This is a genomic window from Methylobacterium sp. D53M, assembly GCF_053345625.1.
Genome location: NZ_JBKFAL010000004.1, coordinates 247935 through 267772, shown reverse-complemented (window position 1 = coordinate 267772; position 19838 = coordinate 247935). Strand labels below are relative to the sequence as shown.

The 19838-nt window shown below is 71.4% G+C and carries 19 protein-coding genes; 9 read left to right on the top strand and 10 right to left on the bottom strand.

Going from position 1 to position 19838, the window contains the following annotated elements; translation table 11 throughout:
* Positions 1-322 precede the first annotated feature (322 nt).
* Complete coding sequence (locus ACLBYG_RS10395) at positions 323-3205, top strand: EAL domain-containing protein (protein ID WP_447681409.1); 2883 nt, start codon at positions 323-325, stop codon at positions 3203-3205.
* 87 nt (positions 3206-3292) lie between these two features.
* Here the strand turns inward: ACLBYG_RS10395 and ACLBYG_RS10390 are convergent, their stop codons facing one another.
* The 7 genes from ACLBYG_RS10390 to ACLBYG_RS10360 all read right to left on the bottom strand — a co-directional run bounded on the left by ACLBYG_RS10390 (position 3293) and on the right by ACLBYG_RS10360 (position 9772).
* Positions 3293-4675 (bottom strand): class II 3-deoxy-7-phosphoheptulonate synthase, encoded by a 1383-nt coding sequence (locus ACLBYG_RS10390; RefSeq protein WP_020092110.1) that lies wholly within the window; start codon positions 4673-4675, stop codon positions 3293-3295.
* Positions 4676-4802: 127 nt separating this feature from the next.
* Positions 4803-5120, bottom strand: a complete 318-nt coding sequence (locus ACLBYG_RS10385) for an RNA polymerase sigma factor region1.1 domain-containing protein (protein WP_056528894.1) — start codon at positions 5118-5120, stop codon at positions 4803-4805.
* Between the two features lie 55 nt (positions 5121-5175).
* Positions 5176-6558: a glutathione-disulfide reductase gene (gor, locus tag ACLBYG_RS10380; protein WP_447681408.1), complete on the bottom strand. Its 1383-nt coding sequence runs from the start codon at positions 6556-6558 to the stop codon at positions 5176-5178.
* Positions 6555-7775, bottom strand: coding sequence for an O-antigen ligase family protein (locus ACLBYG_RS10375; protein WP_447681407.1), 1221 nt, complete (start codon positions 7773-7775; stop codon positions 6555-6557). The genes gor and ACLBYG_RS10375 overlap by 4 nt, the downstream gene beginning before the upstream one ends.
* A gap of 42 nt (positions 7776-7817) precedes the next feature.
* Positions 7818-8420: a DUF2059 domain-containing protein gene (locus tag ACLBYG_RS10370; RefSeq protein ID WP_091976444.1), complete on the bottom strand. Its 603-nt coding sequence runs from the start codon at positions 8418-8420 to the stop codon at positions 7818-7820.
* Positions 8421-8464: 44 nt separating this feature from the next.
* Entirely contained in the window at positions 8465-9178 is a 714-nt protein-coding gene (gene rpiA / locus ACLBYG_RS10365; protein ID WP_020092105.1) for a ribose-5-phosphate isomerase RpiA, read from the bottom strand.
* Between the two features lie 129 nt (positions 9179-9307).
* On the bottom strand, positions 9308-9772 hold the full coding sequence (locus ACLBYG_RS10360) for a hypothetical protein (RefSeq protein ID WP_020092104.1): 465 nt from the start codon (positions 9770-9772) through the stop codon (positions 9308-9310).
* A gap of 172 nt (positions 9773-9944) precedes the next feature.
* Between ACLBYG_RS10360 and gph the strand changes: the two genes are divergently transcribed.
* Entirely contained in the window at positions 9945-10637 is a 693-nt protein-coding gene (gene gph, locus ACLBYG_RS10355) for a phosphoglycolate phosphatase (RefSeq protein ID WP_091976445.1), read from the top strand.
* A gap of 4 nt (positions 10638-10641) precedes the next feature.
* Here gph and ACLBYG_RS10350 read toward each other — a convergent pair whose 3' ends face one another.
* The gene (locus ACLBYG_RS10350; RefSeq protein ID WP_447681406.1) at positions 10642-11796 is read right to left on the bottom strand and encodes a pyridoxal phosphate-dependent aminotransferase; all 1155 of its coding nucleotides are present in this window, start codon (positions 11794-11796) and stop codon (positions 10642-10644) included.
* A gap of 183 nt (positions 11797-11979) precedes the next feature.
* Here ACLBYG_RS10350 and ACLBYG_RS10345 point away from each other — a divergent pair, with 183 nt between their 5' ends.
* From ACLBYG_RS10345 to aat, 4 genes are all read left to right on the top strand, one after another.
* On the top strand, positions 11980-12762 hold the full coding sequence (locus ACLBYG_RS10345; protein WP_020092101.1) for a DsbA family protein: 783 nt from the start codon (positions 11980-11982) through the stop codon (positions 12760-12762).
* 156 nt (positions 12763-12918) lie between these two features.
* Positions 12919-13395, top strand: a complete 477-nt coding sequence (gene accB / locus ACLBYG_RS10340; RefSeq protein WP_447681405.1) for an acetyl-CoA carboxylase biotin carboxyl carrier protein — start codon at positions 12919-12921, stop codon at positions 13393-13395.
* 104 nt (positions 13396-13499) lie between these two features.
* On the top strand, positions 13500-14852 hold the full coding sequence (gene accC / locus ACLBYG_RS10335) for an acetyl-CoA carboxylase biotin carboxylase subunit (RefSeq protein WP_012319658.1): 1353 nt from the start codon (positions 13500-13502) through the stop codon (positions 14850-14852).
* Between the two features lie 79 nt (positions 14853-14931).
* Complete coding sequence (gene aat / locus ACLBYG_RS10330) at positions 14932-15615, top strand: leucyl/phenylalanyl-tRNA--protein transferase (protein WP_020092098.1); 684 nt, start codon at positions 14932-14934, stop codon at positions 15613-15615.
* A gap of 24 nt (positions 15616-15639) precedes the next feature.
* Here the strand turns inward: aat and ACLBYG_RS10325 are convergent, their stop codons facing one another.
* Both ACLBYG_RS10325 and ACLBYG_RS10320 read right to left on the bottom strand, forming a co-directional pair.
* On the bottom strand, positions 15640-16005 hold the full coding sequence (locus ACLBYG_RS10325) for a hypothetical protein (RefSeq protein WP_020092097.1): 366 nt from the start codon (positions 16003-16005) through the stop codon (positions 15640-15642).
* Between the two features lie 66 nt (positions 16006-16071).
* A complete protein-coding gene (locus tag ACLBYG_RS10320) occupies positions 16072-16278 on the bottom strand; it encodes a DUF2842 domain-containing protein (protein WP_012319661.1) in 207 nt (68 codons plus the stop codon).
* Positions 16279-16488: 210 nt separating this feature from the next.
* Between ACLBYG_RS10320 and ACLBYG_RS10315 the strand changes: the two genes are divergently transcribed.
* The 3 genes from ACLBYG_RS10315 (at position 16489) to ACLBYG_RS10305 (ending at position 19767) form a co-directional block, all read left to right on the top strand.
* A complete protein-coding gene (locus ACLBYG_RS10315) occupies positions 16489-17592 on the top strand; it encodes a COX15/CtaA family protein (protein WP_447681404.1) in 1104 nt (367 codons plus the stop codon).
* 150 nt (positions 17593-17742) lie between these two features.
* Entirely contained in the window at positions 17743-18426 is a 684-nt protein-coding gene (gene trhA / locus ACLBYG_RS10310; RefSeq protein WP_447681403.1) for a PAQR family membrane homeostasis protein TrhA, read from the top strand.
* 141 nt (positions 18427-18567) lie between these two features.
* Positions 18568-19767, top strand: a complete 1200-nt coding sequence (locus ACLBYG_RS10305; RefSeq protein WP_091676765.1) for a glycosyltransferase family 4 protein — start codon at positions 18568-18570, stop codon at positions 19765-19767.
* Positions 19768-19838: the final 71 nt, after the last annotated feature.

Below are 19838 nucleotides of genomic sequence, written 5' to 3'. Positions count from 1 at the left end.
CGCGCGGATACGGCCTCTGAGCTGTCGGAAACCGGTCGGTATATCGGTGCCGAGCTGGCGACATGAGCATCGCGCCGGTCGGATCCGTTGCTCAAATGCGCGCCACTCGTAATGAAAGGTCGCGTTCAATCGACGGGATCCGCTCGCCGGCACAAGCACGGTGCCGAAGATTTCACCGATCGTGCGGTAGACTGTGCACGATCCGCCGATTGCTCCGTGACGGTCGCGCGCAGCTGATCCGTGATCTGAGACAAGCCAGCTAATTGCCTCTTAACAAGTGACATTTATCGCTGGCCGGACGTGTGACCCAGCGACCTGTGCGATGCGAGATCCCGAGACACCGACGGCGTGCGCGGACCGAGCCGGGCACACCCGCGCGGCCGCCACGCGGACGGGCCGTATCACGTCGATTCGCGCCGCGGTCGGCGTCGCCTTCCTCTGTGTCGGTCTTCTCCTGGGCGCGCTCGCGCTCTCGGCTGGCTTGGCGATCACGCAGGTCGGGACGCTCGTCACACGGACCTACGACGAATCCCTGACCTCGATCAGCTTCGCCCGCGCGGTGGCGGCCGACTTCGCGAAGATGCGCGCTGCCCTCGTCCGGCGGATGCAGACCGGCGACGCTGCCGAGGTTGCGAAGCGGGATGCGGACATCACCGACCTCTCGGCGATCCTGGCCGAGGATCTCACCATCGCGGCCGAGCGGGCCCAGTCCGAGCGGGCGGCGCGGACGGCCGAGGCCGTCCAGACCAGCGTGGCGTCCTGGGAGAGCCTGCGCCGCGCTTTCGATCCCGTGACGGTTCGGCCGGATCAGAAGGCGGCTGTCGAACGGCAGGCCGACGCAATCGAAGGCCAGATCGATCTACTGATCAACGTCATGGCCGGCGACGGCTTCACCTTCCGACAGGCTGCGCGGCAGCGCGTGCGGGGCTTCGTCCGGTGGCACGCCATCGCGGCGGCCCTCGTGATCATCGCCTGCGGGCTGATCGCCTGGCTGCTCACCCGCCACATCGGCGGATCGGTCGGCGCGGCGGCCGAGGCGGCCGAACGGATCGCGGGCGGCCAGCGCGACGATCGGATTCCCACCGGCGGCCGCGACCGGTTGGGCCGGCTGCTGAACGCCGTCGCGGCGATGCGGTCGACCATCCGGGCTCTCACGCTCCGCGAGGGCAGCCAGCGCCGGGGCACCGAGACGCAGGTGACGGACGCGCTGCAGACAGCACGGGAAGGCGTCGTCGTGGTCGATGCCGACGGCCGGATCACCCTGGCCAACGCGCAGGCCCTGCGCTTCTTCGACGGGCTCGACGCTGCCATCGAGGCCGGTCTGTCGCTAACGAAGGTTGCGCACGAGCCGCAGGACTACCGCTCGGATGTCCCGGAGGATCGCTTCGGAGCCCTGGCCCGGGACGGCGACGTCCGGTTGGCCGACGGCCGCTGGCTGCGTGTGAGCCGCACCGCGACCCGGCAGGGCGGCTTCATCGCGGTGTGCAGCGATATCAGCCTGCTCAAGGAGCAGGCGCATTTCCTGACCCGGACCAACCTGCGCCTCGATGCGGCCCTCGACACCATGTCCCAGGGGCTCTGCCTGTACGACGCGCAGCATCGGTTGATGGTGGTCAACCGGCGCTACGGCGAGATCTACGGCCTGCCGCCCGGCACGGTCGTACCCGGCATGACGGCCCTCGAGGTCCTGAGCGCCAGTCTCGCGGCCGGCAACCATCCCGGCTGCGATCTCGAAGCGCTGCTGCGCCAGCAGCGGGACGCCTTCAGCAACGGCGTTTGGCAGACGCATTTCCAGGAGCTGAGCAACGGCCGCATCGTCGCCATCGACCGGCGCGAGGCCGCCGATGGCGGCTTCGTGGCCACCTACGAGGACGTCACGGAGCGCCGCCGGGCCGAGGCTCGCATCGCCTTCCTGGCGCATCACGACCTGCTGACCGGCCTGCCCAACCGGGTGGCTGTGGGGCAGCAGATCGACGTGGCCGTGGCGCAGGCCGGGCGCGACCAGGGCTTCGCGGTCTTCGCCATCGACCTCGACGACTTCCGGCCGGTCAACGAGACCCTAGGCCACGGGATCGGCGACGAGCTGCTCGTCGCGGTCGCGAATCGGCTCACCGCCTGCGTGCGCGAGATCGACTGCGTCGCGCGCCTCGGAGCCGACGAGTTCATCGTGGTCCAGCGCGGCGTCGACCGGCCCGAGGACGCCGCCATCCTCGCCCGGCGCATCATCGAGGTCGTCGGCGCGCCCTACAGCCTGACCCATCACACGATCTGCGTCGGGCTCACCATCGGCATCACCCTCGCCCCGAGCGACGGGTCCGACGCGGACAAGCTCCTGAAGAACGCCGAAGTCGCCCTCGACCGGGGCAAGGCCGAGGCGCGCGGAGCGTTCCGCTTCTTCGAACCGGCCATGGATGCCCGCCTCATGGCCCGGCGGATCATGGAGCGCGACCTGCGTGACGCCCTCGCCCGGGAGGCGTTCGAGGTCTACTACCAGCCGATCTACAGCCTCGAGACGGACCGGATCTGCGGCTTCGAGGCGCTGCTGCGCTGGAACCACGCGGTCCGCGGCTCCGTCTCGCCGGCCGAATTCATCCCGATCGCCGAGGAGCTCGGGCTGATCGTGCCGCTCGGCGAGTGGGTGCTGCGCCGCGCCTGCGAGGAGGCCGCTCGCTGGCCGGACGAGCTCAAGGTCGCCGTCAACGTCTCGGCCGTGCAGTTCACCTCGGCGAGTCTCGTCACCGCCGTGCGCGAGGCGTTGCGGCGGACCGGGTTGCCCGGCCGGCGCCTGGAGCTGGAGATCACCGAGACGGTCCTGGTGGCCAATCCCGGTGCGACGACGGCGATCCTGCATAGCCTGCGCGCGCTGGGCGTGCGCGTGGCGATGGACGATTTCGGCACCGGCTACTCGTCGCTCAGCTACCTGCGCTCCTTCCCGTTCGACAAGATCAAGATCGACCAGTCCTTCGTGCGCGACCTGTGCGTGAAGGACGGGACCGATTTCATCGTTCGGGCGGTGATCGGCCTCGGTGCCAGCCTCGGCATGACGACGACCGCCGAGGGCGTCGAGACGGAGGCACAACTCGCGCATCTGCGCGCCGAGGGCTGCGACGAGGTCCAGGGCTACCTGTTCAGCCGCGCCGTCCCCGTCTCGGAGGTCGCCTCGGTCATCCGCCGCTGGAACGGCACGCTCCGGGCGATCGCCTGACCATCGCGGTGTCCGGCGGTGCGCGCCGCCCCCGCGAGGGGACAGCGCGCGTCGTTGGCCGGTCGGATGACCGGTCGGAGATCCGCCCTACTCGGCCGCGTCGAGGCGCGGGCGCTCAATGTGGCTGCGCTCGGCCTTGACCAGCTCGGCCGTGCGGAACGCCACCTCCAGCGCCTGCTCCGCGTTGAGACGCGGGTCGCAGTAGGTGTGGTAGCGGTCCTGCAGGTCGTCTGCCGTCAGGGCCCGGGCGCCGCCCGTGCACTCGGTCACGTCCTTGCCAGTCATCTCCAGGTGGATGCCGCCCGCGAAGGTGCCCTCGGCGCGGTGGACGCCGAAGAAGCCCTCGATCTCCTGCATCACCCGCTCGAACGGCCGGGTCTTGTAGCGGCCGGCCGGGATCGTGTTGCCGTGCATCGGATCGCAGATCCACACGACCGAGCGCCCTTCCCGCTCGACCGCCCGGATCAGCGCCGGCAGGTGGTCGCCGACCTTGTCGGCGCCGAAGCGGCAGATCAGGCTGAGGCGCCCCGGCTCGTTCTCCGGGTTGAGCAGGTCGATGAGCCGGATCAGGCCCTCCGCCTTCATGGACGGGCCGCACTTGAGGCCGATCGGGTTCTTGATGCCGCGGGCGTACTCGACGTGGGCGTGGTCCGGCTGCCGGGTCCGGTCGCCGATCCACAGCATGTGGCCGGAGGTCGCGTACCAGTCGCCGGTCGTCGAATCGACGCGGGTCAGCGCCTCCTCGTAGCCGAGCAGCAGGGCCTCGTGACTGGTGTAGAAGTCGGTGGTCCGCACCTCCGGATGGGTCTCCGGATTGATGCCGATCGCCCGCATGAAGTCGAGCGCGTCGGTCATGCGGCCGGCCACGTCCTGGTAACGCGAGGATTGCGGCGAATCCTTCACGAAGCCCAGCATCCAGCGATGCGCATTCTCGAGGTTCGCGTAACCGCCGGTTGCGAAGGCGCGCAGCAGGTTCAGCGTCGCGGCCGATTGCCGGTACGCCTCGAGCTGGCGGCGCGGATCCGGCACCCGCGACTCCTCGGTGAAGCCGATGCCGTTGATGATGTCGCCCCGGTAGCTCGGCAGGCTCACGCCCTCGAGGGTCTCGGTCGGCGACGAGCGCGGCTTGGCGAACTGCCCGGCGATGCGCCCGACCTTCACCACGGGCGAACCGCCCGCGAAGGTCAGCACCATCGCCATCTGCAGGAACACCCGGAAGAAGTCGCGGATGTTGTCGGCAGAGTGCTCGTCGAAGCTCTCGGCGCAGTCGCCGCCCTGGAGCAGGAAGGCCTGGCCCGCGGCGACGCGCCCGAGCGCGGCCTTCAGCTTGCGGGCCTCACCGGCAAAGACCAGCGGCGGAAAGCTCGCGATCTGCGACTCGACGGCACCGAGGCTGGCGGCGTCCGGATAGGTGGGGACCTGCTCGATCGGCAGATGTCTCCAGCTCTTCGGTGTCCAACGCTCGCCCATGGTCTCTCTCCGCGCACCTCTTCGTGCGATCGCGCCTACGCGCGAAGCGCGGCTTATAGAGAGGTTCCTCTACACTGGCGAGTGCCGTGAACCGGAGGGCAGGCGCGTCCCGGAATCAGGTCTCGGATCAGGCCTCGCCGTCCTCGACCTCGATCCCGTGCTCGGCCAGGATCCAGAAGATCGCCTCCAGATCCTCGGCCGAGACGTCCCGGGGCGGAAGCGCCTCCTCCAGGTCGTCGTAGGTCAGGTTGCGGCTGCGCTGCGCCTCAGCCTTGGCGAGGAGGCGGTCGATCGCCTGCCGGATGTCCGGGGAGAGGGCCTCGTGGCTCGGCGGCCGGTGGAAGGCCGGCCGCAGGGCGTCCTCCAGCAGGCCGTCGATGATCGCCTGCCGCCGCGCGTGCGCGTCGTCCTCGCGTCGTCCCTTGCCGGTGCCCTGCTTGCCCATGACCCTGATATGGCTCGGTCGCGCACCGCGTCGAGCCCCGGCCGCGGCGCAGGCCTCAGCCGACGCCGACCGGGTGCTTGGTGACCTCCGGGACGCGCATGGTCACCAGCTCCTCGGCGGCTGTCGGGTGGACCGCGATGGTCCGGTCGAAATCGGCCTTCGTGGCGCCCATGGTCACGGCGATGCCCACCGCCTGGATCACCTCCCCGGCATCGTGGCCGAAGATGTGGACGCCGACCACGCGGTCGCTGGCGCAGTCGACCAGCACCTTCATGAAGATCCGCTCCTCGCGGCCGGACAGGGTCGCCTTCATCGGGCGGAAGCGCGCCTTGTAGACGTCGATCTTGCCGTAGATCGCCCGGGCGGCCGCCTCGTTGTGGCCGACGACGCCGATCTCGGGGGTCGAGAACACCGCGGTCGGGATCAGGCGATGGTCGACGCAGGCCGGCTTGCCGCCGTAGACCGTGTCGGCGAAGGCGTGACCCTCGCGGATCGCCACCGGCGTCAGGTTGGCGCGGTTGGTCACGTCGCCCACCGCGTAGATCGACGGCACCTTGGTCTGCGAGTAGGCGTCGACCGGGATCGCGCCGGCGGCGTCGGTCTCTATGCCGACCCGGTCGAGGCCGAGGCCCTCGACGTTCGGCCGCCGCCCCGTGGCGACGAGCACCTCGTCCACCAGGATCTCGCCGCCGTCGTCGAGCTGCGCGCAGAGGCCGCCGTCCCGGCGCTCGATGCGCCGCAGCGTGCGCCCGAGCCGCAGGTCCATGCGCTGGGCGTAGGCTTCGGCCAAAGCGTCGCGGATCTCGTCGTCGAACCCGCGCAGCAACCTGTCGCCCCGGTGCAGCAGCGTCGTGCGGCTGCCGAGCGCCGCGAAGACGCCGGCGAACTCCACCGCGATGTAGCCGCCGCCGATCACCAGGATCCGGTCCGGCAGGCGCTCCAGCTCGAACACCTCGTTGGAGGTGATCGCCAGGTCGATGCCCGGCACCGCCGGCTCTTTCACGGGGTGCGCGCCGACCGCCACCAGGATCCGCTCGGCCCGGATGGTGCGGCCGGACGCGACGAGGCGGATAATGTGGGGATCCTCGATCACCGCCCGCTCTGGCACAATCTCGACGCCGGCGCGGATCAGGTTGGTGTCGTAGATGCCTTCGAGCCGGGTCACCTCCGCGTCGCGCCGCGCCTTGAGCGTGCCCCAGTCGAAGCGGGGCTTCTCCACCGTCCACCCGAAGCCCGCGGCGTCCTCGAACTCGTCGGCGAAGCGGCCGGCATAGACCATCAGCTTCTTCGGGACGCAGCCGCGGATCACGCAGGTTCCGCCCACCCGGTACTCCTCGGCCAGCATCACCCGCGCGCCGTACCCGGCCGCGATCCGCGCCGCGCGGACACCACCGGACCCGCCGCCGATGACGAAGAGGTCGACGTCGAACGCGCTCATGCCGGACCGTCCCGCTCGGATCTCACGATCGCGCCGCTCTGAGGGGCCGCGCGCATCCAGGTGATGGCAGCGCCGAGCCCCGCCGTCCACCACGCGGCCCAGCCGTTGTGCTCGACGAAGGCGATCGAAGCCGCGCAGGCCACGAGGCCGAGCGCCGCCGCGCGGTCCGGCCGCGGCAGCCGCGCGATCCGGGCGAGCATCAGCATCGCGGTCAGCGCAGCGAGGATCGCGCCGGGCAGGCCGAGTTCGGCCCAGACCTGCAGGAAGCTGTTGTGCGGGTGCCCGACCCCGAGGAGGACGCGCATCTCCGGCGGCACCGTCTGCGCGACGGGCGTCTCGGCGAAGCGCGCGCTGGTGCCGACGCCCGCGCCGCGCCAGGGATCGGCCGCCACCGCGGCCCCGAAGCTGCGCGCGATCGCGACCCGGGCCCGGGACGAGGACTGAACGAGGCGTTCGTGGGCGGCCTCCGGCATGGCGCGGGCGAGGAGGTCGCCCTCGACCGGGGCGAGGATCAGCGCGAGGCCGAGACCGAGTCCGGCGAGGCCTATGCCGACCCGCCTGGGCAGCGAAAGCGCGAGGGTCGCCATCGCGGCGCCCGCCAGGAGACCGAGCTGGGCGGCGCCGCTGATCGAGCGGACCACGCCGAGGCTCGCGAAGGCGAGCGTCGCGGCGGCGAGGCCGCGGGCGCGGTCATTCCAGAGGACGAGGGCCAGCGGGCCGGCCACGAGGTCGAGGGTCAGGGCCGGCCGGTTGTGCACGAAGGCTGCGACCCGGCGCCCGAGGGCCCGCTCCAGGGCCAGATCCGAGGCGAGATCCACGGCGATCAGGAGTCCCGCCAGCGCGATCGCGATCGCGCCGAGCAGCGGCGCGAAGGCCGGGATCCGGCCGGGCGCGAGGCAGGCCAGCAGGTAGGCGGCAAGCAGCGTCGGGAGGAACTCGCCCAGCACCCGCAGGGAGGCCGCCGGGAACGGGCTCCAGGCCAGCGAGACCAGCGCCCAGGTCAGGAAGGCGAGCGCCGCCCCGGCGAGCGGCGTCCGCAGCGGGGACAGCAGCGCGCGGCGCAGGGCGGACGCGTCCTCCGCCCATCGTCCGGCCAGGAAGGCGAGTGCCGCCAGCCCGACGACCAGCGGGCTCGACCGGTTGGCCAGCACCATGGCGAGCGGCATGGCCGCGAGGAGCGCGCCGCCCGCCGCGTACATGCGGCTGGCCGCTCTCATGGACGACCTCTCACGGCGATCCGCCCCCGGGAGCGGCTGCCCTCACTGCATCTGGTGTCCGCGCTTGCCCATCTCGGCACGGACGCGGACCATGACGTATTCGGAGACGTCCTGCGTCCAGTCCTGCATCTCCTGCACCATCTCGTCGAGGAGCTGCGGCTGCGCCTCGACGTAGTGCTTGCCGGCGGGCGAGCGGAAGAAGGTCGCGATCTCCTTCAACTCGGTTTCCGAGAATTTCGACGCGTAGGTGCGCGCCGCGATGTCGATCATGCGCTGCTTCTGCAGCTCCATCTCCGGCTGCAGCGAGGCCAGGACCTCCTCGAGGTCCTTGGACAGCTCGGGTCGGGTGACCGCCTGCTTGCGGATCTGGTCGGCGAAGGCCGGCAGCACCGAGTCGAACGACCGGGCGATGCCGGAGCTGAGCATCACCTCGCGGGCCAGGGCGAGATGGGCCGGCGTGTAGGTGGCCGCGGCCGGGCTGTTGGCCGCGGGGGTGCCGGCAGCCGGGGCGGCCGGCTGCGCCGCCGGCTTGGCCTGCGCGGCCTTCTGCGGCTGCGCGACCGCCGCGTGGGGGAGCGCCGGGAGCGCGAGGCCGAGCGCGAGGCTGAGCGCGAGGCCTGGCACGGCGGTGAGGCGACGGGACATGCTGGACTTTCTTGCGAGGATGGCCGGCGATGGAGGGCGGCGCCTCAGGTGAGGCTGCCGAGAACGGTGACCTCGGCCTGCCCGTCCCGCGCCGCCGCCAGGATCGCGGCGTCGGCGATGCCGAGGAACAGACCGTGCTCGACGACGCCCGGCACGGCCCAGAGGGCGGCGCCGAGGGCCTCCGGATCAGGAATCGCTCCGAGGCGCGCGTCGAGGATGTAATGGCCTCCGTCGGTGACCAGGGGCTTGCCATCCGTCAGAGCGCGCAGCCGGACCTCGCCGGAGCAGCCGGTCCCGGCGATTGCGGCCTCGACGGCCCGGTGCGTGGCCTTGAGGCCGAAGGGATTGACCTCGATCGGGAGCGGGAAGGCGCCCAGCCGCGCCACGTGCTTGGCCGCGTCGGCGATCACCACCATGCGATGGCTCGCGCAGGCGACGATCTTCTCGCGCAGGAGTGCCGCGCCGCCGCCCTTGATCAGGCGCAGCCGGTCGTCGACCTCGTCGGCGCCGTCGATGGTCAGGTCGAGCTCGGGCTGCTCGTCCAGGGTCGCGAGGCGGATGCCCAGGCCCTCGGCCTGCGCGCGCGTGGCCTCGGAGGTCGGGACGCCGACGATGTCGAGGCCGGCGCGGACGCGCTCGCCGAGGAGCGCCACGAAGGCCGCCGCCGTGGAGCCCGTGCCGAGGCCGAGCCGCATGCCCGGTTCGACGAGGTCGAGGGCGCGGGCGGCCGCGGCCCGCCGCAGGTCCGGCCCACTCACCGGGACACGGCCCGGTCGGCGAGGGGGAGCGAGGGAGCGCGGGTCATGGGCAGCCGGTCTTTCCGTGGGCGTCGGGCGGCCCCTAGCACGGGACCGGGCCGACCGGAACGCCCCGCCCGCACGGCCGCGTCACGGACGGCCGCCCTGTGTCGGGGTGGCGCTGGCGCCCGCGCGACCCGGGGCCGGACCGGTCAGCGGCGCGTCGGACGCGCCCTCGGCGCCCGGCTTGCCCTGCTGGGTGCAGACGACCTGCTCCTTCTTTACCAGCACGAAACAGATGCTCATCTCGCCGGTGCGGTAGTTCACCCGGAAGACGCCGGCCTCGCGGGTATGCCGGCTCGCCACCAGCCCGTATTCGGACGGGGTCTGCGGCCCGGCGCCCTCTCCCGATCCGAAGCAGACCGTCTGGCCGATGCCGCCCGCCGATTCCTGGAGGCCGTACTGGCAGGAGGTCACCTCGCCGGTCACCTTGTCGACCCGGTACATCCGGTTCAGGTCGGTCTGCGGGGCGGGCACGAACTCGAATGAGGTCGCAGCCGCCGGCAGGGCTTGCAGCGCGGCGCAGGCGGCCAGGAGGGGCAGGAAGAGTTTCATCGCGGGTCCCGGGGCTGATACGCGCTGCGTTTCGCTGGGCTTTCGGGCGAGTCTGGGGCGCCCGGTGAGACGATCCGCGCATCCGCCGTGCTGCGCCGGTCGGCTTGCCCCGGGTGCCCGGCCCCGATAGCGACGCCGTTCGAGATCCCGCCGAGCACGGAACCGCCCAGGCATGTCTACCGAATCGACGCGCAAGCCCCCGATCGCCGTTTTCGACCTGGACGGGACGCTCGCTGAGACCGCGGGCGACCTTATCGGCACCCTCAATGTGCTGATGAAGCGCGAGGGATTGGCCGAGCTGCCCCTCTCGCAGGCGCGCGGGCTGATCGGCGCCGGCGCCCGGGCGCTGATCCGGCGGGGTTTCGAGGCCGAGGGCCGGCCACTCTCGCCGGAGGACCACGACCGGCTGTTCGACGCCTTCATTGCCCATTACGGGGCGCACCTCGCCGACACGTCCCACCTCTTCCCGGGCGTTGTCGAGGCGCTCGACGCCCTCGAGGCGGCGGGTTTCCGGCTCGCGGTCTGCACCAACAAGTACGAGGGGCAGTCGGTCGAGCTGCTGCGCCTCCTCGGCATCGGCCACCGCTTCGCGGCGATCTGCGGTCGGGACACCTTCCCGCAGTCGAAGCCCGACCCCCGCCACCTGACCGGCACCATCGCCCGCGCCGACGGCGATCCGGCTCGCGCGGTGATGGTGGGCGATTCCCGCACCGACATCGACACCGCCAAGGCCGCCGGGATCCCGGTGGTGGCGGTCACCTTCGGCTACACCGACCGCCCGGTCGCCGAGCTCGGGCCCGACCGGGTGATCGAGCACTTCTCCGAGTTGGTCGAGGCGGTCGGCGCGCTCGTGCCGGCGGCCTGACCTGTCAGCGCAGCCACGCCTTCAGGCGCCGCGCCGCCTCGCGGCACTCGGTCTCCGAGCCCGCGAAGGAGAAGCGGACGTGGTGGTTGCCCACGTCCGGATCGAAATCGAGGCCCGGCGTCGCCGCGACGTGCGCCTCGTCGAGCATGCGCCGGCAGAAGTCCGAAGCGTCGTTGGTGAGGTCCGAGACGTCCGCGTAGAGGTAGAAGGCGCCGTCGGCCGGGTGGACGCGGCCGAGGCCGAGGGCCGGCAGCGCGTCCAGGAGGATCGCGCGGTTGCGTGCGTAGCCGTCGCGAACGGCGTCGAGTTCGTCCGTCGCGTCGAAGGCTGCCAGGGCGCCGACCTGCGACAGGTACGGCGCGGAGATGTAGAGGTTCTGGGCTAGCCGCTCGATCGGGCGGACCAGCGCCTCCGGCACGACCATCCAGCCGACGCGCCAGCCGGTCATGCAGTGGTACTTCGAGAACGAGTTGATCACGACCGCGTCGGGGTCGAAGCGCAGGGCCGTGACGGTGGGCTCGCCGTAGGTGAGGCCGTGATAGATCTCGTCTGAGATCAGCGGCAGGCCGAGGCCGCGCGCCGCCGCGCAGAGATCCTGCAGGGCGCCCTCCGTGATGACTGTGCCGGAGGGGTTCGCCGGGCTCATCACCAGTGCCCCGGAGACCGGCGCGCGGGCGTGGGTCTCGCGCAGCAGGGCGGCGGTCGGCGCGAAGCGGTCATCGGCGCGCAGCACCATCGGCGCCGGCACGAGGTCGAGGGCGGCCAGGATGCTGCGATAGGCGGGATAGCCGGGCTGCGGGACGGCGACCCGGGCGCCGGAGTCGAACAGGCTCATGAAGGCGAGGATGAAGCCGGCCGAGGATCCGGTGGTGATCACCACGCGCTCCGGGCTCACCGCGACGCCGTGCCGCTCCGCGTAGTCCCGGGCGATGCGGGCGCGCAGGGACGGCAGGCCTAGGGCCTCGGTGTAGGGCACGTGGCCGGTCGCGAGCGCCCCCTGCGCGGCCGCGATGACCGCCCGGGGCGCCGGCGCCGACGGCTGGCCGACCTCCATCCGCACCACGTCGTTGCCGGCCCGCGCCTTGGCGGCGGCGGCGGCCATGACATCCATCGCGAGGAACGGCTGAACGGCGGCGGCGCGCCGAGAGATTGGGATCATGGGGTCTGCTCTGAGCCGGACGACGCTGGAGCCTCCGGGGGTTAGACGCTCCCCCTTCCCGCCTCAAGCCGGCGGCGCACGCCGCCCTCGCCGCGGGAATTGACCGGACGCCGCGAAAACGCCTAACCCAGCCCCTACCGCTCGCGCCACGCGCGGGCCGCTCCGCCGCGCAAGCGAGGATCTATGCCCTTCATCCGCCCCCTGCCCGCGCTGGTCCTGGCGCTCGGCCTCGTCGCCGTCCCGGCCCTCGCGCAGACCGCGACGCCCCCCGCCGCGCCGTTCACCGACGCGCAGCGCGCCGGCATCGAGGCGATCGTCAAGGATTACCTGATCAAGCATCCCGAGGTGCTCCAAGAGGCCCTCGCCGAGGCCGAGAAGCAGCAGGCCGAGACGCAGCGCCTGGCCCAGGCCGCCGCCCTCAAGGAGTCGCGCGAGGCTCTCCACAACGGTCCCCACGACGTCGTTGCCGGCAACCCGTCGGGCGACGTCACGCTGGTCGAGTTCTTCGATTACAATTGCGGCTACTGCCGCAAGGCCCTGGGCGACATCCAGGCGCTGATCAAATCCGACCCGAAGCTGCGGGTGGTCATCAAGGACTTCCCGGTCCTCGGCCCGGAATCGCTGGAGGCCAGCCAGGTCGCCGTCGCGGTGCGCCAGCAGCTGAAGGGCGACAAGCTGTTCGAGTTTCATCAGAAGCTTCTGGAGACCAAGGGCCGGGTGAACGGCGCCCGCGCGATCCAGGTCGCCAAGGACATGGGCGTCGACACGGCCAAGCTGCAGAAGGACATGGCCTCCCCCGAGGTGAAGGCCGCGCTCAGCGAGAACCGCGGCCTCGGCGACCGCCTGGGCCTGTCGGGCACGCCGGCTTTCATCATCGGCGACGAGGTGATCCCGGGCGCCGTCGGCGTCGAGCCGATGCGCAAGACCATCGCCGACGTGCGCCAGTGCGGCCACGCCTCCTGCTGAGCTGACGGATCGGGCCGAGGAACCCCGAAGGCGGTCCGCGCAGCCTTGTCGCGCCGGGGCGCCTTCGTCTAAGAGCCGCCAGCCGCAGGGCCGCGGTGGGGTCCAGGGCCGAGCCCGGATGGACGCACCGACGTGCCGCGAGACGAAGTAGGCCGGATGCCAAAGAACGACGCCATCGATCCCGAGCTCGTGCGCGAGCTCGCCAACCTCGTGACCGAGACCGGCCTGTCCGAGATCGAGGTCGAGAAGGGCGACCTGCGCATCCGCGTGGCGCGGCGGCTCGAGCCCGTGAGCGTGCAGGTCGCGGCGCCCGCGCCGCTCGCGGCCGTCGCCCCGCCTTCGGTTTCCGCGCCCGCCGCGTCGTCTCCCCTCGCCCCGGCCGAGCCGGCCCGCGCGCAGCCCGGCACCGTGCCCTCGCCGATGGTCGGGACCGCCTATCTCCGCCCCTCGCCCGACGCCAAGGCGTTCGTGGATGTCGGCTCGACGGTTGCGGTCGGCGACAAGCTGCTGCTGATCGAGGCGATGAAGACCTTCAACGAGATCGTGGCGCCCCGCGCCGGCACGATCAGCGCCATCTTCGTCGAGGACGGTCAGCCGGTCGAGTTCGGCGAGGCCCTGCTCGTCATCACCTAGGACGTCCGCCGGGCGCCCGCCGCCCAGTCCCGGACGACGCCGCAACACGAGAGGATAGAGCATCCTGCGCGGTCCGGGATCGCCAGGACGCCCTAACGGGTCCGATGTTCGACAAGATCCTGATCGCGAACCGCGGCGAGATCGCCCTGCGCATCCTGCGGGCGGCGAAGGAGCTCGGGATCGCCACCGTGGCGGTCCACTCCACCGCCGACGCCGACGCGATGCACGTGCGCCTCGCCGACGAGAGCGTCTGCATCGGGCCGCCGGCCGCCCGCGACAGCTACCTCAACATCCCGTCGATCATCGCGGCCTGCGAGATCACCGGGGCCGATGCCGTGCATCCCGGCTACGGCTTCCTGTCGGAGAATGCCCGCTTCGCCGAAGTTCTGGCCCATCACCAGATCGGCTTCATCGGACCCAAGGCGCAGCACATCCGCACCATGGGCGACAAGATCGAGGCCAAGCGCACGGCGCTGAAGCTCGGCATCCCCTGCGTGCCGGGCTCCGAGGGCGGCGTCGAGGATGCCGACACCGCCAAGCGCGTGGCCGCCGAGATCGGCTACCCAGTGCTCGTCAAGGCGGCGGCTGGCGGCGGCGGCCGCGGCATGAAGGTCGCGCGCTCCGAGGCCGAGCTCGAGCAGGCGATCGGCATGGCCAAGTCCGAGGCCAAGGCCGCCTTCGGCGACGACGCGGTCTACCTCGAGAAATACCTGGAGAAGCCCCGGCACATCGAGGTGCAGGTGCTCGGCGACGGCCGCGGCGGCGCCGTGCACCTCGCCGAGCGCGACTGCTCCCTCCAGCGCCGACACCAGAAGGTCTGGGAGGAAGGCGGCTCGCCGGCCCTTAACGAGTCGATGCGCGCCGAGATCGGCGGCATCTGCGCGAACGCCATGAAGGAGCTCGGCTACCTCGGCGCCGGAACCATCGAGTTCCTCTACGAGGACGGGCGCTTCTACTTCATCGAGATGAACACCCGCATCCAGGTCGAGCATCCGGTCACCGAGATGATCACCGGGATCGACCTCGTCATCGAGCAGATCCAGGTCGCCTCGGGCGGCCCGCTCTCGGTGAGCCAGGCGGACATCAAGGTCGAGGGCCACGCCATCGAGTGCCGGATCAACGCCGAGCACCCGGAGACCTTCCGGCCCTCGCCCGGCGAGATCACCCACTACCACACGCCCGGCGGCCTCGGCGTCCGCGTCGATTCGGCCGCGTTCCAGGGCTATCGGATCCCGCCGAACTACGATTCGCTGATCGGCAAGCTGATCGTCCACGGCCGGACCCGCAACGAGTGCCTCATGCGGCTGCGGCGCGCCCTGGACGAGTTCGTCATCGACGGGATCGACACGACGCTGCCGCTGTTCCGGACGCTGGTCCGCAACCCGGACGTGCAGAACGGCCTTTACGACATTCACTGGCTGGAGCATTTCCTGGAAGACGGCGGCATGAAAGCCTGACCGGACCTGGGCGGGGCTGCGGCGAGCGCGGCGCGCGCGGGATCTGGTCTTCGCGCCGTCCGCGCGCGACATTCACGGCATGCACGACACCGCCCGCGTGGACATCACCCCTGAGATCCTGCTGAAGGCCTACGCGGCGGGCATCTTCCCGATGGCGGAGGATGCCGACGATCCCACGCTCTACTGGGTCGAACCCAAGGCGCGCGGCGTTCTGCCCCTCGACACGTTCCGCGTTCCCCGGCGCCTCGCCCGGACGGTGCGGTCCGACCAGTTCGTGGTCCGCTGCGACACCGATTTCGACGGGGTGATCGACGGCTGCGCGGCGCCCCGGCGGGACAGCGAGCGCACCTGGATCAACGGGCGGATCCGCGAGCTCTACGGCGCCCTGTTCGACATCGGCCACGTCCACACGGTCGAGGTCTACGCGGGCGCGGACGGCCGGCTCGTCGGCGGCCTGTACGGCGTCTCGCTGGGGGCGGCCTTCTTCGGCGAGAGCATGTTCCACGAGGTCCGCGACGCCTCGAAGGTCGCCCTCGTCCACCTGATGGCCCGCCTGCGCGCCGGGCGCTACCGGCTCGCCGATACCCAGTTCGTCACCGACCACCTGTCGCAGTTCGGTGCCGAGGAAGTGCCGCGCCACGTCTACAAGCGCCGCCTCGCCGAGGCTCTCGATCAGGTCGCCGACTGGAACGTCTGGCCCGGCGACGGTTCGGTTCCGGGTACGCGGGTCCTCGAGGCGCTCGAAGCTCCGGATCGCCGCTAGAGCAGCGACCCGCGCCGGTGGCCGCTAGCGCCGACGCCGGTGGCGGTAGCCGGTCGAGAACGAGGCGTATTGACGGCCGCGCACGGACCGGTAGCGTCGACGCCGGCTGGTGCTGGCCTCGACCGTCTCCTCCACCTGCGGGATCGGCTCGGCCATGGCCGCCGCGGGCGTCGCCGCCATGGCGACCGCCGTATCGGCCGAGGCGTAGCCCCCGGCGACGTTCTTGGCCGCCGGTCCGAACATCGCGAGACACTGGTTGTAGGCGAGGTCGTTCTTGAGACGCTCGCATTCACCGATGGAGCGCGGTGTCCCCTGCGCCAGGGCCGGCAGGGGCGCGAGCAGCACGACGAGAGCGGCCAGCGGCTTGAGGCAGAGAGTCGGGCGGTGCACGGAGGGGGTCTCGAGCGGCGACGGCAGGCTTGTGATCCCCGAGTGCGGCAAAATCGAGGGTTGGCCTCAGCGATCGGGTCGCTCCATCCACCGGATCAGTGGCATCAGTGGGAAGATCCACGCGATGCCGAGGATCGAGTAGATCACCGCCTGCACCGCCGCCGGCGTCTCCGAGATGCGGCTATCGGCCAGGGTCATCGCCAGCGGCCCGTAGAGGCAGACGAAGACCAGGATGGCGAGAGTGCCGATCAGGGTCCGGGTGCGGCGGCGCATTGCTGTATTCCTGGACCGTGCCTTCGGACAGTGCCCCTGGTCCCGCGGGCGGCGCCGCGGGCTCGGGCGGGCGACGGCTACCGTCCTAGAACCCGGTTGGCAACGCGCCCGCTGACGCGGCCTGCGGCGCCGGCGCCGTTGATGGGCGACCGGACATCCCCTAACCCGGGCACTGCGGGGGGCATCCCGGCATCCGCGGAAGGGACGTGTATGGACATGAGCGGCGCGGGCGACCGGCGGTCGGGGGCGGTGCGAACCTGGCTCTACGTGGTCGCGGCCCTGGTGGTCGCCATGGTGGCGGTCGGCGGTGCGACGCGGCTGACCGGGTCCGGCCTGTCGATCACCGAGTGGCGCCCCGTCACGGGTGCGATCCCGCCGTTGACGGAGGCTGATTGGACGGCCGAGTTCGCCAAGTACAGGGACACGCCGCAATACAACATCCTCAACCATGGGATGGGATTGTCCGCCTTCAAGGTGCTCTACGGCTGGGAATGGGGCCATCGCCTGCTCGGCCGGGTGATCGGCCTCGTGTTCTTCCTGCCGCTGATCGTGTTCTGGTGGCAGGGCCGGATCAGCCGGCGGCTCGGCCTCGGCCTGCTCGGTCTCGGCGCGCTCGGCGGCCTCCAGGGCGCCATCGGCTGGATCATGGTCGCCTCGGGCCTCCAGCCGGGCATGACGGCCGTGGCGCCGCTCAAGCTCGCCCTGCACCTCACCACCGCGAGCCTGATCCTGGCCGGGCTGGTCTGGCTGGCCGCGGGCCAGCGCCCCGGCGTCCTGGCGCCCGCCCCGGCGCGCCTGCGGGCCACGGCCCTGCTGCTGCCGATCCTGGTCCTGGTGCAGATCTTCCTCGGTGGCCTCGTCGCCGGCTCCCACGCCGGCCTCGTCTACAACACGTGGCCGACCATGGACGGCCATCTCGTCCCGCCGCTGGACAGCCTGTTCGCGATCCGGCCGTGGATCGAGAATTTCATCGACAACCACGCCTTGGTTCAGTTCGACCACCGGCTGACGGCCTACCTCGTCTTCGTCGTGGCGGTGCTGCACGCCGTCGACGCCTGGCTCACCGGCCCGAAGAGCGCGGCTGGGCGGGCCACGGGGGTCGTCATCCTCGTCCTCGCCCAGATGGCGCTTGGGATCGCGACGCTGCTCCTCGCCGTGCCGCTCTGGGCGGCGCTCGCGCATCAGGTGCTCGCCATGGCGGTGCTCACGATGGCCACCGTCCATGCCCGTCTCGGCCGGGGATCCGGCCTGGTCGAGCCCGCAGCCGCCGAGCCGCCGCTGGGCTTCGAGGGGCTCGCCGCCGGCCGCATCTAGGCTCTCGTGCGGTGCAGCGGCCTTGCTGCGCCGCACGAGACTTTTACCGCTTTCAGTGGAACCTTGGGATAACTCCCCATCAGCAATCTGCAAATGGAACGACTAAGACTTCTCAAGCTTTAAGCTGCACGCGTTGCAGGAGGCTTCAAGATGTCTCTCGCGGAGGATGGTCGACCGCTCTCCCTGACCTGGCACTACACGCCGCGGGAGATCATGGCGGATGGCGTGATCCACGGTCTCGGCGTGGTGCTCGGCCTCGCCGGTGCCGTTGCCCTGGTGGCGACCGCGGTCACGGCGCATCTCGGGCTCGGCGAACGTGCGGCCGTTGTCGTGTACGCCACGGCCCTCGTCCTGATGCTCGGCGTCTCGGCCGTCTACAATCTCTACCCTGTGAGCCCGCGCAAATGGCTCCTGCGCCGCGCCGATCACGCGCTGATCTACCTGATGATCGCCGGGACCTACACGCCGCTGGTGGCCCTCGTCGGGTCGGGCCCGCGGGCCTACGCGCTCCTGGCGATGATCTGGGTCGTGGCCCTCATCGGGATCGCCGTGAAGCTGTTTCTGCCGGGCCGGTTCGACCGCCTGTCGATCGGGCTCTACCTGTTGCTCGGCTGGAGCGGGTTGTTCGCGTACGAATCAGTGATCGCGACGCTTCAGCCGACCGCCCTGTGGCTCTTGGGAATGGGCGGAGCGCTCTATTCGATCGGCGTCGTGTTCCACATCTGGCGGACCCTGCCCTTCCAGAACGCGATCTGGCACGGCTTCGTCCTCGCCGCCACCGCCTGCCACTACGGGACGATCTGGGCCAGCCTGAACGGCTCGCCGATGACGTAGCGTTGGGGTCGATTGCGACCGTGCGCGTAAAACTCCGGTTACCGTCCTGATGGAAAGGTCGAGACGCGGCGACCTGCTTTAAGTTTCCTGCGACCACGGGTGCACCACAACCTGGGGACTGATATTCCCGGGAGCTGGACCGTGGTCCCGAAGACGAACGACTCTGGCATCGCTCAGCGTTACCGGATCCTGCACGTGTTCCGCGCGCCGGTAGGCGGCTTGTTCCGGCACGTCATGGATCTCGCTCGCCTCCAGGCGGCCGCGGGGCACCATGTTGGTCTCGTCTGTGATTCCAGCACCGGCGGCGACCGCGCTGCGGGCGCCCTGGCGGACCTGGTGCCCTGCCTGGACCTCGGCCTTGTCCGGCTGCCGATGCGCCGCAATCCGCATCCGTCGGACTGGTCCTGCCTCCGGGCCGTGGCGCAGAGGGCCGCGGAGGTCGGCGCGGAGGTCCTGCACGGACACGGCGCCAAGGGCGGCGCCTATGCCCGGCTCGCCGCGGCGGGTCCGGCGATCCGCGCCTACACGCCGCACGGCGGCAGCTACAATTACCGGCCGGGCAGCCCGCTGCACCGCCTCTACATGGGTGCCGAGGCGGTGCTCGCCCGCCGCACCGACGCGTTCCTGTTCGAGAGCGAGTACGTCGCCGGCCGCCATCGGAGCTTCGTCGGCGGTCCCGAGCGGGTGACGCGGATCGTGCACAACGGCATCGCCGAGGCCGAGTTCGCGCCGCTGGACCGCGTCGCCGAGCCCTTCGACCTGCTCTACGTCGGCGAGCTGCGGGAGGCCAAGGGCCTGCCCTACCTGCTCGAGGCCCTCGTCCGGCTGCGGGCCGAGGGCCGGGCGCTGCGCCTGCTCCTCGTCGGGTCGGGACCGGATGCCGAGATCCTTCGCGACACCGTGGCGCGGCTCGGCCTCGCCGACGCGGTGGCGTTCGAGCCGCCGCAGGCGATCCGCTCCGTGCTCGCCCGCGGGCGGATCCTCGTCGTCCCGTCGCTCGCGGAGTCGCTGCCCTACGTTGTGCTGGAAGCTGCCGCGGCGGCGCAGCCCCTGGTCGCCACTCGGGTCGGCGGAATCCCGGAGATCTTCGGCGCGGCCGCGCGCGACCTCGTGCCGTCGCGCGACCCGGCGGCGCTCGTGGAGGGGATCCGACGGGTCCTCGACGCCGCGCCGGAGGCCCTGGCCGAGCGGACGCAGAGTCTGAGCGCCTCGATCCGGCAGCGCTTCTCCCTGGAACGCATGGGCAGCGAGGTGATCTCCGGCTACGCCGCGGCCTTCGAGGCCCGCGCGGAGCGCCGCGATCCCGCACCGCGCGCGATCGCCGGGGCCCGGACCGCCTGACGACGAGACCAGCAGCAAGAGGAACGGGGGCCTGTGCGCCGCGGTGGAAAAGGCGGCGGCGCCCGTGCTCT

Bases quoted from the DNA above. Each gene is read 5' to 3' on its own strand.
- ACLBYG_RS10395 (WP_447681409.1), top strand. From the start codon at position 323: ATGCGAGATCCCGAGACACCGACGGCGTGCGCGGACCGAGCCGGGCAC.
- ACLBYG_RS10390 (WP_020092110.1), bottom strand. From the start codon at position 4,675: ATGGGCGAGCGTTGGACACCGAAGAGCTGGAGACATCTGCCGATCGAG.
- ACLBYG_RS10385 (WP_056528894.1), bottom strand. From the start codon at position 5,120: ATGGGCAAGCAGGGCACCGGCAAGGGACGACGCGAGGACGACGCGCAC.
- gor (WP_447681408.1), bottom strand. From the start codon at position 6,558: ATGAGCGCGTTCGACGTCGACCTCTTCGTCATCGGCGGCGGGTCCGGT.
- ACLBYG_RS10375 (WP_447681407.1), bottom strand. From the start codon at position 7,775: ATGAGAGCGGCCAGCCGCATGTACGCGGCGGGCGGCGCGCTCCTCGCG.
- ACLBYG_RS10370 (WP_091976444.1), bottom strand. From the start codon at position 8,420: ATGTCCCGTCGCCTCACCGCCGTGCCAGGCCTCGCGCTCAGCCTCGCG.
- ACLBYG_RS10360 (WP_020092104.1), bottom strand. From the start codon at position 9,772: ATGAAACTCTTCCTGCCCCTCCTGGCCGCCTGCGCCGCGCTGCAAGCC.
- gph (WP_091976445.1), top strand. From the start codon at position 9,945: ATGTCTACCGAATCGACGCGCAAGCCCCCGATCGCCGTTTTCGACCTG.
- ACLBYG_RS10350 (WP_447681406.1), bottom strand. From the start codon at position 11,796: ATGATCCCAATCTCTCGGCGCGCCGCCGCCGTTCAGCCGTTCCTCGCG.
- ACLBYG_RS10345 (WP_020092101.1), top strand. From the start codon at position 11,980: ATGCCCTTCATCCGCCCCCTGCCCGCGCTGGTCCTGGCGCTCGGCCTC.
- accB (WP_447681405.1), top strand. From the start codon at position 12,919: ATGCCAAAGAACGACGCCATCGATCCCGAGCTCGTGCGCGAGCTCGCC.
- accC (WP_012319658.1), top strand. From the start codon at position 13,500: ATGTTCGACAAGATCCTGATCGCGAACCGCGGCGAGATCGCCCTGCGC.
- aat (WP_020092098.1), top strand. From the start codon at position 14,932: ATGCACGACACCGCCCGCGTGGACATCACCCCTGAGATCCTGCTGAAG.
- ACLBYG_RS10320 (WP_012319661.1), bottom strand. From the start codon at position 16,278: ATGCGCCGCCGCACCCGGACCCTGATCGGCACTCTCGCCATCCTGGTC.
- ACLBYG_RS10315 (WP_447681404.1), top strand. From the start codon at position 16,489: ATGGACATGAGCGGCGCGGGCGACCGGCGGTCGGGGGCGGTGCGAACC.
- trhA (WP_447681403.1), top strand. From the start codon at position 17,743: ATGTCTCTCGCGGAGGATGGTCGACCGCTCTCCCTGACCTGGCACTAC.